Source organism: Pseudomonas sp. LTR0 (assembly GCF_036630035.1).
In the GTDB taxonomy this organism is placed as follows: Bacteria; Pseudomonadota; Gammaproteobacteria; order Pseudomonadales; family Pseudomonadaceae; genus Aquipseudomonas; species Aquipseudomonas putida_Y.
The window spans coordinates 1,896,747-1,911,045 of sequence record NZ_CP123734.1 but is presented as its reverse complement, the minus strand read 5'-3'; the positions used below and the strand labels follow the sequence as shown (position 1 = coordinate 1,911,045).

General features: G+C 61.8%; 14 protein-coding genes. 5 read left to right on the top strand and 9 right to left on the bottom strand.

Annotated elements, in window-relative coordinates; translation table 11 throughout:
* Positions 1–8: 8 nt before the first annotated feature.
* The 5 genes from uvrC to QCL51_RS08690 all read right to left on the bottom strand — a co-directional run bounded on the left by uvrC (position 9) and on the right by QCL51_RS08690 (position 3,877).
* On the bottom strand, positions 9–1,832 hold the full coding sequence (uvrC, locus tag QCL51_RS08710) for an excinuclease ABC subunit UvrC (RefSeq protein ID WP_064493178.1): 1,824 nt from the start codon (positions 1,830–1,832) through the stop codon (positions 9–11).
* Positions 1,833–1,838: 6 nt separating this feature from the next.
* The gene (gene uvrY, locus QCL51_RS08705) at positions 1,839–2,477 is read right to left on the bottom strand and encodes a UvrY/SirA/GacA family response regulator transcription factor (protein ID WP_003251380.1); all 639 of its coding nucleotides are present in this window, start codon (positions 2,475–2,477) and stop codon (positions 1,839–1,841) included.
* Positions 2,478–2,540: 63 nt separating this feature from the next.
* Positions 2,541–2,930 carry a helix-turn-helix domain-containing protein gene (locus tag QCL51_RS08700; protein ID WP_103462287.1) on the bottom strand — a complete coding sequence of 130 codons (390 nt, stop codon included), beginning with the start codon at positions 2,928–2,930 and terminating at the stop codon, positions 2,541–2,543.
* 106 nt (positions 2,931–3,036) lie between these two features.
* The gene (locus QCL51_RS08695; RefSeq protein ID WP_021783207.1) at positions 3,037–3,480 is read right to left on the bottom strand and encodes a GNAT family N-acetyltransferase; all 444 of its coding nucleotides are present in this window, start codon (positions 3,478–3,480) and stop codon (positions 3,037–3,039) included.
* Positions 3,481–3,490: 10 nt separating this feature from the next.
* On the bottom strand, positions 3,491–3,877 hold the full coding sequence (locus QCL51_RS08690) for a DUF488 family protein (RefSeq protein ID WP_021783208.1): 387 nt from the start codon (positions 3,875–3,877) through the stop codon (positions 3,491–3,493).
* Between the two features lie 128 nt (positions 3,878–4,005).
* Between QCL51_RS08690 and QCL51_RS08685 the strand changes: the two genes are divergently transcribed.
* The gene (locus QCL51_RS08685) at positions 4,006–5,622 is read left to right on the top strand and encodes an inorganic phosphate transporter (RefSeq protein WP_021783209.1); all 1,617 of its coding nucleotides are present in this window, start codon (positions 4,006–4,008) and stop codon (positions 5,620–5,622) included.
* A gap of 176 nt (positions 5,623–5,798) precedes the next feature.
* Here the strand turns inward: QCL51_RS08685 and QCL51_RS08680 are convergent, their stop codons facing one another.
* From QCL51_RS08680 to QCL51_RS08670, 3 genes are all read right to left on the bottom strand, one after another.
* Positions 5,799–6,494, bottom strand: coding sequence for a glutathione S-transferase N-terminal domain-containing protein (locus QCL51_RS08680; protein ID WP_021783210.1), 696 nt, complete (start codon positions 6,492–6,494; stop codon positions 5,799–5,801).
* 87 nt (positions 6,495–6,581) lie between these two features.
* On the bottom strand, positions 6,582–7,079 hold the full coding sequence (locus QCL51_RS08675; RefSeq protein WP_003251394.1) for a PaaI family thioesterase: 498 nt from the start codon (positions 7,077–7,079) through the stop codon (positions 6,582–6,584).
* Between the two features lie 57 nt (positions 7,080–7,136).
* On the bottom strand, positions 7,137–8,519 hold the full coding sequence (locus QCL51_RS08670; protein ID WP_021783211.1) for an amino acid permease: 1,383 nt from the start codon (positions 8,517–8,519) through the stop codon (positions 7,137–7,139).
* A 255-nt stretch (positions 8,520–8,774) separates the two neighbouring features.
* Between QCL51_RS08670 and gcvA the strand changes: the two genes are divergently transcribed.
* Both gcvA and QCL51_RS08660 read left to right on the top strand, forming a co-directional pair.
* On the top strand, positions 8,775–9,671 hold the full coding sequence (gene gcvA, locus QCL51_RS08665; protein WP_003251398.1) for a transcriptional regulator GcvA: 897 nt from the start codon (positions 8,775–8,777) through the stop codon (positions 9,669–9,671).
* 178 nt (positions 9,672–9,849) lie between these two features.
* Positions 9,850–11,100, top strand: a complete 1,251-nt coding sequence (locus tag QCL51_RS08660; protein WP_021783212.1) for an aspartate aminotransferase family protein — start codon at positions 9,850–9,852, stop codon at positions 11,098–11,100.
* Positions 11,101–11,103: 3 nt separating this feature from the next.
* Here QCL51_RS08660 and QCL51_RS08655 read toward each other — a convergent pair whose 3' ends face one another.
* A complete protein-coding gene (locus QCL51_RS08655) occupies positions 11,104–11,406 on the bottom strand; it encodes a hypothetical protein (RefSeq protein ID WP_021783213.1) in 303 nt (100 codons plus the stop codon).
* Positions 11,407–11,618: 212 nt separating this feature from the next.
* Here QCL51_RS08655 and QCL51_RS08650 point away from each other — a divergent pair, with 212 nt between their 5' ends.
* Positions 11,619–12,044, top strand: coding sequence for a hypothetical protein (locus QCL51_RS08650; RefSeq protein WP_103444694.1), 426 nt, complete (start codon positions 11,619–11,621; stop codon positions 12,042–12,044).
* 73 nt (positions 12,045–12,117) lie between these two features.
* Positions 12,118–14,229, top strand: coding sequence for an elongation factor G (gene fusA, locus QCL51_RS08645; RefSeq protein WP_338444747.1), 2,112 nt, complete (start codon positions 12,118–12,120; stop codon positions 14,227–14,229).
* The last annotated feature ends 70 nt before the right edge of the window (positions 14,230–14,299 follow it).

The following is a 14,299-nucleotide window of genomic DNA, read 5'->3' as shown; positions in this document are numbered from 1 at the left end:
CCGGCATTCTACTCGCTATGCAGGCTGGCATAAATTGATTCGGCAAGCTTTTTACTGATGCCGGGGGCTTTGGCGATTTCATCGATACTGGCGCGGTTGAGCTCCTGCAAGCCGCCGAAATGTTTCAGCAGATCGCGGCGGCGCTTGGGCCCTACCCCAGCCACATCTTCAAGGCTGGAGACTCGACGGGCCTTGCCACGGCGGGCACGGTGGCCGGTGATAGCGAAGCGGTGGGCTTCGTCGCGGATCTGCTGGATCAGGTGCAAGGCCGATGAATCGCCCTTGAGGGTGAATTCGTGATGCACATCGTTCAGGTACAGGGTTTCGAAACCCGCCTTGCGTGTGACGCCCTTGGCCACACCGAGCAGGGTCAGGTCGGTGAAGCCCAGCTCCTGCATCACATCGCGGGCCATGTTCAGCTGACCCTTGCCACCGTCCACCAGCAGCACGTCGGGCAACTTGCCCTCACCGTCCTTGATGCGCCCATAGCGACGGGTCAGGGCCTGATGCATGGCCGCGTAATCGTCACCTGCGGTGACGCCTTCGATGTTGAAGCGGCGGTAGTCGGACTTGATCGGCCCTTCAGGGCCGAACACCACGCAACTGGCCACGGTAGCTTCACCACTGGAGTGGCTGATGTCGTAGCATTCCAGGCGTTGCGGCACTTCATCCAGGCCCAGCACTTCGGCCAGGGCCTCGAAGCGCGCAGCCATGTGCTGGCGGTTGGCCAGGCGGGCATTCAGCGCCTGCTCGGCATTGGTCACTGCCAGTTGTTGCCAGCGGGCGCGGGTACCACGCACCCGGTGGCTGATGGTCAGTTCGCGGCCACGCAGCGTGTGCAGTGCTTCGGTGATGGCATTGAAATCTTCGTGCACAACATTGACGATCAACTCGCCGGGCAGCTCGCGCTCTGCGTTGCCCAAGTAGTACTGGGAAAGGAATGCGGCCATGACCTCGGCCACCTCCTCCTCGATGCCCACCTGCGGGAAGAAGTTCTTGCTGCCCAGTACTCGCCCGCCGCGCACGCTGATCAGGTGCACACAGGCGCCACCCGGGTTGACGAAGGCGGCGATGACGTCGACATCACCGCTGCCGCCCTCGATGTACTGCTGGTCCTGCACGCGGCGCAACAGGGCGATCTGGTCGCGCAGCTCGGCAGCTTTTTCGAAATCGAGGGCCATGGCGGCCTTCTCCATCTCGGCGTTCAACTCATTGCCCAGTTGCTGGCTACGCCCTTCCAGAAACATCACCGAATGGCGCACGTCCTCTGCGTATTCCTCGGCAGTCACCAGGTCGGTGCAGGGCCCTTTGCAACGTTTTATCTGGTATTGCAGGCAGGGTCGGGTGCGGTTGGCGTAGTAGCTATCTTCGCACTGACGCACTGAAAAAGCCTTTTGCAGCAGGCTGAGGCTTTCGCGAATGGCCCCGGCGCTGGGGTACGGGCCAAAATAACGGCCCTTGGCCTTCTTTGCCCCTCGGTGAATGCCCAGGCGCGGAAACTCGCCATCGGACAGAAACACGTAGGGGTAGGACTTATCGTCGCGCAGCAGGATGTTGTACGGCGGCCGCCATTCCTTGATCAGGTTCTGCTCCAGCAGCAACGCCTCGGTTTCGTTGGCGGTGATGGTGGTTTCAACCTGGGCGATGCGCGCAACCAGCGCGGCGGTCTTGGGCGCAAGGCCAGTCTTGCGGAAATAGCTGGCCAGGCGCTTCTTCAGGTTCTTGGCCTTGCCCACGTAAAGCAGCCGGGCTTCGCCGTCGAACATCCGGTAAACGCCCGGGCGACCGCTGCAGGTCGCCAGGAATGCGCTGGCATCAAAGACTTGGGACATGAGGTTTTACAGGCTTGCGTCAACCATACCGTGGCGAACGGCCAGCAAGGTCAATTCGACGTCGCTGGTGACCGAGAGTTTTTCAAAGATCCGATAACGGTAAGTATTGACGGTCTTGGGCGAGAGGCACAACTTGTCGGAGATGATCTGCACCTTCTGGCAGCCGACGATCATCAGGGCAATCTGGATTTCCCGTTCGGACAACGCGTCGAACGGAGAGCCCTGCGGCTGGAACGGTTTCAGCGCCAGCTGCTGGGCGATCTGCGGGCTGATATAGCGCTGGCCGGCAAAGGCCAGACGAATGGCTTGGACCATTTCGTCAAGGCCCGCACCCTTGGTCAGGTAACCGGCAGCGCCGGCCTGCAACAAGCGTGTGGGGAACGGGTCTTCCTCGCACACAGTCACCGCCACTACCTTGATGTCAGGGTGGCTGCGCAGCAGTTTTCGGGTGGCCTCCAAGCCGCCGATGCCGGGCATTTTTACATCCATCAGCACAACGTCCGGCTTCAGCTCCCGGGCCAGTTTCAGTGCCGACTCGCCCGAGTCTCCCTCACCCACCACCTGCAGGCCGTCGATGTCGGCCAACATCCGTGTAATACCGGTTCGTACCAGATCGTGATCATCGACCACTAAGACCCTAATCAAGCACACACCTCGTCAGCAGGGCGATTGGATCCCGCCACCTTAACAAAATTTTTCACGGTGGGCCTAACGCATTGCATCCTTCAGAAACAACTGACGTTCGACGGTGAGAGGCCTCACGATTTGCCGGGGCTTGGCGTCGTTGGCCAACCGCCCCAAAAGGTGCAAGAGCGCCGCCTGATCGTCCAACGGTAATTCCCGAAAAGCCCCCAGCAAACCGGACTCATCCGCGCTCAAACCTTCGAGCGCTGTCGGGGTGCGCAGGCCGCTGAGTACGTACTGCGCATCCACCCCCCTGGCCGCCAATGCCGCCAGGTAATCGACCCGCGGTGTGCGTTCACCGCTTTCGTACTTGCCCTGAGCGTTGGGCTCGACCCCACCGATATCGCCAAATACACGCTGGGTCATACCTAGCCGCTCACGCTCTTCCCGCAGCCGCGGACCGATTCCGTTCATAGAGGCTTCTCCTTTTCCCTAATATCCTCAACACGGTCTACCCGCCTGCAGGCAGCCGTAAACGTTTGGATCCACTATGCCCATGCGCTGCGGTCGCGACAAGCCATCATTTAGCTACTACGTTGATATCCCGCTGCATCCGCACAAAGCAATCGTCTTCACCCATCTCGACGAAGCCGTGACGCTGGTACAGCAGGCGGGCCGGGTTGCTGCGGAACACCATCAGCCGCAACAAGGGAAGGCGCCGCTGACTGGCCCATAGCGCCAGTTCTTCCAGCACCCAGCTACCGACGCCCCGCCCACGGTGTTCAGGCAACAGGTGCAACTCGCGGATGAACAGTGCCTGGCGGTCCTGGCTGAGGCTGCAAAAACCCAACAGGGTGTCGTCTTCGATCACCAGCCACTGCTCGCGCCAGCCCCAGGCTGCGTCGAAGGCTTCTTCGATCCACAGCAGGTCGTATTCGCGGTAGTAGGGCAACATGGCGCGGCGCGTGAGGTCGCGGGCGAAGGTGCAGTGGATGTCTTTGGCGGGAATCAACTGTAAGGGCATCGCATCGCACTCATTGGGCATAACACACCGGCGAACTGCCAGGGCCACACCTGTCCAGTTCGGTTTCCAACCAATCGGCCAGCACCCGGGCATTGTTGTGCTCGCTGTCCTTGCCGGCATAAAGCAACGTCAGCGTGCCCTTCCTGGCCATGTCCAGCAGCGGATACCAGTGCTCGGGGTGGGCTGCCAGCGCTTGCTGGTACCGCTGGGTAAAACCGGCGAAATCCACTTCACCCTGGTGGAACGCCTTACGCAATTCATTCGAAGGTGCCACTTCGCGCAACCACTGCCCATGGAGGTCTTCCTTGCGTTTGTTGCGCGGCCACAGGCGGTCGACCAGTACACGCTGGCCATCTTCATCCTCAACCGCATCATAGACACGCTTGCAGCGAATCATGGGCGTCTCCTGCCATTACCGTCCGTCTTGAGCCTAGATAATTCATTGATCGAGGTCACGGCCGGGTTACGAATTGTTTCTATGCTCAAGGCCTTCGGCACTTTCGCCCAACGCCAACCGGAGCCCCCATGGCAACCCCGTCAGTGGCCAGCAGCCCACTACTGGCCCAACACGACGCCCGCCCGCAGCTCTCCCACAAGCCTGGGCGTGCCACCTTAACGTTGTTCTTCAGCCTGCTGCTGGCTGGTATCGCCTACACCGCCTGGAGCCTCAAGCAGGATGTGACCGCAAGCGGTACGGTCATTACCACGGCCACACCGTTCCTTCTGCTGGGCCTGGCGCTGCTGATTGCCCTGGGCTTCGAGTTCGTCAACGGCTTCCACGACACCGCCAACGCGGTAGCCACAGTGATATACACCCATTCGTTGCCGGCCCCGGTCGCGGTGGTGTGGTCTGGGCTGTGCAACTTCCTGGGCGTGCTTTTCTCCAGTGGCGCGGTGGCGTTCGGCATCATCGCCCTGCTACCGGTAGAGCTGATTCTGCAGGTCGGCTCTTCGGCCGGCTTTGCCATGGTTTTCGCCCTGCTGCTGGCGGCGATCATCTGGAACCTTGGCACCTGGTGGCTGGGCCTGCCGGCATCGTCCTCGCACACCCTGATTGGCTCGATCATCGGCGTGGGCGTAGCCAATGCGCTGATGCATGGGCGTGACGGCACCAGCGGCGTGGATTGGGCCCAAGCCAGCAAGGTGGGTTATGCCCTGCTGTTCTCACCGCTGATCGGTTTTGCTTGCGCAGCCCTGTTGCTGCTGGCCCTGCGCGCGCTGGTCAAACGCAAGGCCCTGTACCAGGCACCGGAAGGCCAGACACCGCCACCGTGGTGGATCCGCAGCCTACTGATTCTGACCTGCACCGGGGTATCGTTTGCCCACGGCTCCAACGACGGCCAGAAAGGCATGGGGCTGATCATGCTGATTCTGGTCGGCACCCTGCCAATGGCTTACGCGCTGAACAAGACCATGCCCAACGAGCAGGCTCTGCAGTTTTCCGCTGTCGCTGAGGTAACCCGCCAGGCACTGGTACGCAGCGCCCCGCAAGCGGCCCCGGCTGACCCGCGCCAGGTACTGACCCTGTTCATTGCCGAACCCAAGGCCAGCCCGCACCTGGTACCAGCGCTGGCGGCGCTGACCGGTATGATCGGCGAAGAAGTCAAAGGCTATGGCTCGCTCAAGCGCATACCGGCTGAAGCCATGGCCAACGTGCGTAACGACATGTACCTGACCAGTGAAGCCATCCGCCTCATGGAGAAAAACCACCTGGTGACTTTCGATGCCGACACCCACAGCCATGTGCAACGCTTCAAGACCCAGTTGGACGACGCCACCCGCTATATTCCGCTATGGGTGAAGGTAGCTGTAGCCATTGCGCTGGGGCTGGGGACCATGGTTGGCTGGCGACGTATTGTGGTCACCGTTGGCGAGAAGATCGGCAAGACCCACCTCAGCTATGCCCAAGGCGCATCGGCCGAAGTGGTGGCGATGTGCACCATTGGCGCAGCAGATATGTTCGGGCTGCCGGTGTCGACCACGCATGTGCTGAGTTCGGGGGTGGCCGGGGCCATGGTGGCCAATGGGTCGGGGATTCAGAAGCGCACGTTGTTCAATCTGCTGATGGCCTGGGTGCTGACCTTGCCAGCGGCAATGCTGTTGGCTGGCAGCCTGTACTGGCTGCTGAACCACATCTTCTGAACCCGTACGCCGTCGGGTGTAGGAGCGGGTTTACCCGCGAATACGGTAGCGGCGGCAACCGTGAACGGCGGGTGGATATTGGCCTGCAGGCCCGGCCCTTTTGCGGGTAAACCCGCTCCTACGGGCGACCGGCAGGCGTTTCGAAGTTTGCGCGAGGCTGTACCTGCACAGGTTGATCAGCCCGGGATTTTCAGGCCACGCTGCACGGCTGGCCGTTCCAGGAAATTCGCCAGCACGCGCTGCACTTCCTTGAATTGGTCGAAGCCCACCAGGTCACGGGCGTTGTAGCGCTCCACCAGGTTACGCACCCAAGGGAAGATGGCGATGTCGGCGATGCTGTATTCCTCAGCCATCCACTGCCGACCTTTCAAATGCCGATCCAGCACGCCCAGCAGCCGCTTGGACTCGTTGACATAGCGGTCGCGCGGGCGCTTGTCTTCATATTCCTTGCCAGCAAAGAAATGGAAGAACCCGACCTGGCCGAACATCGGCCCGATGCCGCCCATCTGGAACATCAGCCACTGCAGGGTCTGGTAGCGGTGAGCGGGGTCCTGGCTGAGCAGCTGGCCGCTCTTCTCCGCCAGATACTGCAAGATCGCCCCCGATTCAAACAGCGCCAGCGGCTGACCGCCCGGCCCGTTCGGGTCGAGGATGGCGGGGATCTTGTTGTTCGCGCTGAGCGAGATGAATTCGGGGCTCAATTGGTCGTCATTGTCGAAGCTAACCTTGTGCGCCTCGTAAGCCAAGCCAATCTCTTCGAGCATGATCGACACCTTCACCCCGTTGGGCGTCGGCAACGAGTACAACTGCAGGCGTTCGGGGTGTTTGGCGGGCCATTTGCGGGTAATGGGGAAAGCACTGAGTTCGGTCATGATCAACCTTGCCAAGGGAATGAACCTGTCACTCTAGAGACATCCCCAGCCGCTGACCATCACCGACCACTCATCAGCATTGGCAGCTCAGGCCTGGCCGTGGGCCTTGAGCTTGAGCTTTTCGGTATCGACGCGGACAAACACGGAGTCGGCGGTCACCGTCAGTACATCCTCTGCCCAGACTTCGCAGATTACCCGGCTCTTGCGCCCCACTTCGCCTTCGACACGCGCCTTGAGCAACAGCTCGACGCCCATCGGCGTAGGTTTCAGGTAGGTCAGGTTGAGCGTGCCGGTAACGCAGTCGATACGCGGCAGGCTGCCCGGTTCTCGGCCTTCGTTACGGTAGTGGTAGGCCATCGCCGTCCAGTTGGAGTGGCAGTCGACCAGCATCGCCAGCAGGCCACCGTAAACCAAGCCAGGCCAGCCAATGAAGGTGCTGTCGGGCGAGTGACGGCACACCAGGTGAACACCGTCGGCGTCCCAGTGGCTTTGCAGGTGCAGGCCGCTGGGGTGGGAACAGCCGCAGCCGTAGCAGGTACCCTCAGGGGCCGCGAGGGCTTGAAGGGAAAGTGTGTGATCAGTCATACGCTTCCTGTGCTTGTTGGAATGGGGGCGCGCAACGCCCCCATTAAAGCAGAAACATCAGGCCGTCTGGGCAACCATCCTGGCACGCCGCTGGGTCAGCGAAACCAGCAGGATGAACGCGGTCACACCTGCGGTCATCAGCGTTTCGTAGCGGTAGGCATCGCTGAACAGCATGTAGCCCAGCACCATGACGATGGTGCCGATCACCAGCCAGGTCAGCCATGGGAACAGCCACATCTTCAGCTCCAGCGGGCGCCCTTCACGCTCGGCACGGGCACGCATGCGCAGCTGCGACACGGCAATGACCAGGTACACCAGCAAGGCGATGGCGCCGGTGGTCGACAGCAGGAAGCCAAACACCTTGCCCGGGAACACGTAGTTGACGAAGCAGCCTGCAAAACCTGCCAGGGTGGAGAGGATCACCGCCACGGTCGGCACGCCGGAACCGGAAATGCGCTTGGTCACGCTAAGCGCCTGCCCACGCGCGCCAAGCGAATAGAGCATGCGCGACGCGGTGTAGAGCCCCGAGTTCATGCAGCTTGTCACCGCCACCAGCACCACCAGGTCAACCAGCAGCTTGGCGCCCGGCACGTTCAGCACTTCCAGTACACGCTGGAACGACCCTACTGCTTTCAGCCCGGGGTCGTTCCAGGCCACCAGCGACACCACCAGGAAGATCGACGCCAGGTAGAAGATGGCGATGCGGTACACCACCAGGTTGGTGGCGCGGCGAATCTTGTCTTTCGGGTTGGCGGTTTCGTCAGCCGCGATGGTGACGATTTCGGCACCGAAGAACGAGAAGATGGTGATCAGCACGCCCCCAAGTACCGTCCCGAAGCCATTGGGCATGAAACCACCGCTGTCCCACAGCCGGCTGACCCCGGACACCTCCGCCAGCGGCCAGAAGCCGAACACCGCCAAGGTGCACACCACGATGAAGCCAATGATCGCGACCACTTTGACCAGCGCGAACCAGTACTCGAAGGCACCGAAGTTCTTCACGCTGACCAGGTTGGTGCAGGACAGCACCAGCATGATCAGGAAAGCGAACAGCCAGGAAGGCACGCCAGGGAAGTAGGCATGCAGGATGTCAGCACCGGCAATGGCTTCCACCGGAATGATCAACACCCAGAACCACCAGTACAACCAGCCGATGGTAAAGCCCGCCCAAGGGCCAATGGCTTCCGAGGCGTAGGTGGAAAATGAGCCGCTGTTGGGGTTTGCGATGGCCATTTCACCCAGCATGCGCATCACCAGCAAGACCAGCAGGCCAGTCATGGCGTAGGAGATGAGGATGGCCGGGCCGGCGGTGGCAATGGCGTTGGAGGACCCGATGAACAACCCGGCGCCGATGATGCCGGCAATGGAGATCATGGAAACCTGACGGGAAGTCAGGCCGTGCTGCAGTGAGCGCTGTTTCTTGTTGTCTTGCGAAGTCATGAAGAACCCTCGAATGGGTCGGCCGCAGCAAAGCGGCTGAAGGTCTGAGCAGAATTCTTATAAATTTCTGATGTGTGTTGTTGTTGTTTTGCAGATGACGGAAGCGGGTATTGACCTCCTCTTCGCATGACCGGTTGTAATCGTTGATCCAGGTCAGTATTAATCTATAGGCCGGGGTCAACAAACGACCTTTTCGAACCACATAATTCCTTTATGGAATGAACTCCTTCCTTTTTTGCTCGGTATTCGCCCGTCATGTCCAAACGCCTGATGCCTTCGACCACCGCCCTTCAGTGCTTCGAAGCGGCCGCCCGCCACCTCAGCTTCACCCGCGCGGCCCAGGAACTGCACCTGACCCAGAGCGCCGTCAGCAAGCAGGTCGCGCAGCTTGAGGACATGCTCTCGCACTCGCTGTTCCAGCGCATTCGCCGGCGCCTGCACCTGACCCCGGCCGGCGCGCTGTACCTCACCGAAGTGAACAAGATCCTCACCCAGATCGACATATCCAGCCGCTACATCCTCAGCTACGGCGACGAAACCGAAGTGCTGCGCATCGCCACCCAGCCGACCTTCGGCGCCCGCTGGCTGGTGCCCAGGCTCAAGGGTTTTGGTGACCGCTACCCACGCATTCACCTGGATGTGCGCAACGAGCTGGAGCCATTCGACCTGGTTCAGGCCAAGGCTGACGTCGCCTTTTTCTTCGGCCAGGGCACCTGGCCCGGGGCAACCTGCATCGAGTTGTTCAGCGAAGAAGTGGTGCCCGTGTGCAGCCCGCAGCTGCTGGCCAGCCACCGTTTCGACAGCGCCCAGGCGCTGACTGAGCACCGGCTGTTGCAATGCGTTTCGCGGCCGGAGGCCTGGCATGAGTGGTTCCTGGGGCTTGGGCTGCATAGCCAGAACAGCTACCACGGGCCGCGCTTCGACACGTTCTACCTGTGCATCCGCGCTGCCATCTCCGGCTGCGGCATAGCCCTGATTCCCCGCTATCTGGTGGCCGAAGAGCTGAGCGAAGGCAAGCTGGTGGTGGCCTGGGACCACCCTGTGGCAAGCAACGGTAGGCACTTCATTGCGCATGCCGAGCATGCGGCCGAAGTGCCCAAGATCAGGGCCTTTGTGCAGTGGATCCGGGAGCGGGTGGCAGAGGGGGATTGATTTGACCTGCCCCGGCCTCTGGTAGAAGCGGGCTTGCCCGCGAAGAGGCCGGCACAGCCAACCAGAAAACCAGCCAGATCACGAATCCATGGAATGACCGCAATCGAATAATTCGTTTGCGGAATAACCTGCCGACACGCTTGGATAATAAGAAACTCGAACAAGGTCCGCGTGCCCCATGAACCAGGAAAGTATCAGCCAATCCATTGCCATCGTTCACCCGATCACACTTTCCCATGGCCGTAATGCCGAAGTCTGGGACACTGACGGCAAACGTTACATCGACTTTGTCGGCGGTATCGGCGTGCTCAACCTGGGCCACTGCAACCCCGCTGTAGTCGAGGCCATCCAGGCTCAGGCCACCCGCCTGACCCACTACGCCTTCAACGCGGCCCCTCACGGCCCGTATCTGACACTGATGGAGCAACTGAGCCAGTTCGTCCCGGTCAACTACCCACTGGCCGGCATGCTCACCAACAGCGGCGCGGAAGCGGCGGAAAACGCCCTGAAAGTGGCCCGTGGCGCCACCGGCAAACGCGCCATCATCGCATTCGACGGCGGCTTCCATGGCCGCACCCTGGCCACCCTGAACCTCAATGGCAAGGTCGCCCCCTACAAGCAGCGGGTCGGTGAACTGCCCGGGCCGGTGTACCACCTGCCCTACCCCAGCGCGGATACCGGGGTTACCTGCGAGCAGGCGCTCAAGGCCATGGACCGCCTGTTCAGCGTCGAGCTGGCGGTGGAGGACGTCGCGGCGTTCATCTTCGAACCAGTACAGGGCGAAGGCGGCTTCCTTGCCCTGGACCCGGCCTTCGCCCAAGCCCTGCGCCGCTTCTGCGACGAGCGCGGCATCCTGATCATCATCGACGAGATCCAGTCGGGCTTCGGCCGTACCGGCCAGCGCTTCGCGTTCTCGCGCCTGGGCATCGAACCCGACCTGCTGTTGCTGGCCAAGAGCATTGCTGGCGGTATGCCGCTGGGTGCAGTGGTCGGGCGCAAGGAATTGATGGCGGCGCTGCCCAAGGGCGGCCTGGGTGGCACCTATTCAGGCAACCCGATTGCCTGCGCGGCGGCCTTGGCCAGCCTGGCGCAGATGACCGACGAAAACGTTGCAACCTGGGGTGAACGGCAGGAGCAGGCCATCGTCAGCCGTCATGAGCGCTGGAAGGCCTCGGGCCTGAGCCCATACATCGGCCGCCTGACCGGCGTGGGCGCCATGCGAGGGATCGAGTTCGTCAATGCCGATGGCAGCCCGGCACCGGTACAACTGGCCCAGGTGATGGAAGCGGCCCGAGCCAAGGGCCTGCTGCTGATGCCCAGCGGCAAGGCGCGGCACATCATTCGCCTGCTGGCACCGCTGACCATCGAGGCCGAGGTGCTCGAGGAAGGGCTGGATATCCTCGAGCAGTGCCTGGCAGAACTGAGCTGAGGCTTACAGGCCCAGCTCTTGCGGGGTGAGCATGTCGGACTCGAAGGCGATCCAGCCGCCTTCCAGTTCGGCATGGCCGTTGACGATCGGGCCGTAATAGGTCAGGCCATTCTCCAGGGTCACGCAAATATGCGTGGCCGGTTTCTCAGGGGCCGCGAGCGTACCGACGAAATGCACCTTCTTCAGGGTTTCGGTCACCGCTTCCAGACCCACGCGCATGCTGGGGTTTTCCGAAGCCTCGGTATCTCCGCCACGGTCTTCAGCGCTGATGGTCACGGTGGCGATGTACGGGTACTTGGTGCTCAAACGGGGTTACCTCGGTGGGTGTATAGGCGTAGGGGCGCGTAGAGTACGGCAGGCAGTCTCTGTTGTCTCTACTGGCCTCTTCGCGGGCACGCCCCGCTCCCACAGGGATCGCATATTGCTTGGGGTATGCGGGGCACCTGCAACAGGTGATCTGAATGCCCCGATCTGTTAGGGTGCCCGCCGATGCACGCCACACCACACGAGGATCCCGAGTGAGCGCCGAAGAACCCCTGATCGCCGACCTGTTCGAAGTCGACAAACGCCTGTCCCTCAAGCCCGTCGTGGACTTCAACAGCTACCTGCGCAACGCCTTCGGCGAGGGCCCATGCCACTGCCACCGCTGTGTAGAAGGCGCCGACCAAAGCACCTACAGCCACGCGCACAACTTCACCTTCGAAGGCCGCCAGTGGCACCGCCGGTTCGCCAGCACCGCCGGCAGCGACGTCGCCCAGGTGTTGAAAAAAGCCTGGCTGTCGTACACCAAGGCTGATCTCAACCTGGTCGGTGCGCTGGACCTGACCACCCTCAAGACCTTTACCGAGGCCGCCCTGCACGCGCGTCTGCTGGCCTTGCTGCCGGCCAGCGGCCTGGCCCGCGAAGTGGATGGCCAGTGGATGCTGCAAGCCCAGACCGACTGACAGCCCGGCGGCAGGGCAGGATTCCACCGGTCTGCTAACTTGGTGGAATCCGCCCACCCACAGGTAGTCCGCCATGGCCCGCACAACGCCCATCGAGCTGTACCGCAATATCGGCATCGTCGCCCACGTGGATGCCGGCAAGACCACGACCACCGAGCGAATCCTGTTCTACACCGGGGTCAACCACAAGATGGGCGAAGTGCACGATGGCGCGGCGACCATGGACTGGATGGCCCAGGAGCAGGAACGCGGCATCACCATCACCTCGGCGGCGACCACGGCGTTCTGGCAAGGCTCGACCAAGCAGTTCGCCCACAAGTACCGTTTCAACATCATCGACACCCCAGGCCACGTCGATTTCACCATCGAGGTGGAGCGCTCATTGCGCGTGCTCGATGGCGCGGTCGTGGTATTCAGCGGCGCGGACGGCGTCGAGCCGCAGTCCGAGACCGTTTGGCGCCAGGCCAACAAGTATCACGTGCCGCGCCTGGCCTACATCAACAAGATGGACCGCCAGGGGGCCGACTTCCTGCGCGTGGTCAAGCAGATCGATCAGCGCCTGGGGCACCACCCGGTCCCCATCCAGCTGGCCATCGGCAGCGAAGAGAACTTCATTGGCCAGATCGACCTGGTGAAGATGAAGGCCATCTACTGGAACGATGCCGACCAGGGCACCAGTTACCGCGAAGAAGATATTCCAGCCGATCTGCAGGAGCTTGCCGACGAATGGCGCGCGCACATGATCGAAGCTGCGGCCGAAGCCAATGACGAGCTGACCATGAAGTTTCTCGATGGCGAGGAGCTGAGCATCGAAGAGATCAAGGCCGGGTTGCGCCAGCGCACCATTGCCAACGAAATCGTGCCCACCATCCTCGGCTCATCGTTCAAGAACAAGGGCGTGCCGCTGATGCTCGACGCGGTGATCGACTACCTGCCCGCCCCGTCGGAAATTCCGGCAATCAAGGGCACCGACCCCGACGACAAAGAAAAGCACCTGGAACGCCACGCCGACGACAATGAACCGTTCTCGGCACTGGCCTTCAAGATCGCCACCGACCCGTTCGTCGGCACCCTCACCTTCGCCCGGGTGTATTCCGGTGTGCTCAGCTCCGGCAACGCGGTGCTCAACTCCGTCAAGGGCAAAAAAGAGCGCATTGGCCGCATGGTGCAAATGCACGCCAACCAACGCGCTGAAATCAAGGACGTGTGCGCCGGCGATATCGCCGCACTGATCGGCATGAAGGACGTGACCACCGGCGATACCCTGTGCGACATGGACAAGCCGATCATTCTCGAACGCATGGACTTCCCCGACCCGGTGATTTCCGTAGCAGTAGAGCCGAAAACCAAGGCCGACCAGGAAAAAATGGGGATCGCGCTGGGCAAGCTGGCCCAGGAAGACCCCTCATTCCGCGTGCGTACCGATGAAGAGACCGGCCAGACCATCATCTCGGGCATGGGCGAGCTGCACCTGGACATCATCGTCGACCGCATGCGCCGCGAGTTCAACGTCGAGGCCAACATCGGCAAGCCACAGGTGGCCTACCGCGAGAAGATCCGCAACACCTGCGAGATCGAGGGCCGCTTCGTTCGCCAATCCGGCGGCCGCGGCCAGTACGGCCATTGCTGGATCCGTTTTGCTCCCGGCGATGAAGGCAAAGAAGGCCTGGAGTTCATCAACGAGATTGTCGGCGGCGTAGTACCGCGCGAGTACATCCCGGCCATCCAGAAGGGTATCGAGGAGCAAATGAAGAACGGCGTGCTTGCCGGCTACCCACTGATCAACCTCAAGGCCGCCGTGTTCGACGGCTCGTACCACGATGTCGACTCCAACGAGATGGCCTACAAGATCGCCGCATCAATGGCCACCAAGCAGTTGTCGCAGAAAGGTGGCGCAGTGTTGCTGGAGCCGGTGATGAAGGTTGAGGTGGTGACGCCGGAGGAGTATCAGGGCGACATCCTCGGCGACTTGAGCCGACGTCGCGGCATGATCCAGGACGGTGATGAAACGCCGGCTGGCAAGGTGATCCGTGCCGAAGTTCCGCTGGGCGAAATGTTCGGCTACGCCACCTCGATGCGCTCGATGACCCAGGGCCGGGCAAGCTTCTCGATGGAGTTCACCCGCTATGCCGAGGCCCCGGCGAGCATTGCCGACGGCATCGTCAAGAAGAGCCGCGGAGAGTAAGCGGTTCTCCGGTACCGGCCTCTTCGCGGGCACGCCCGCTCCCACCGGGGGCGCACAATGTTTGGGCCTG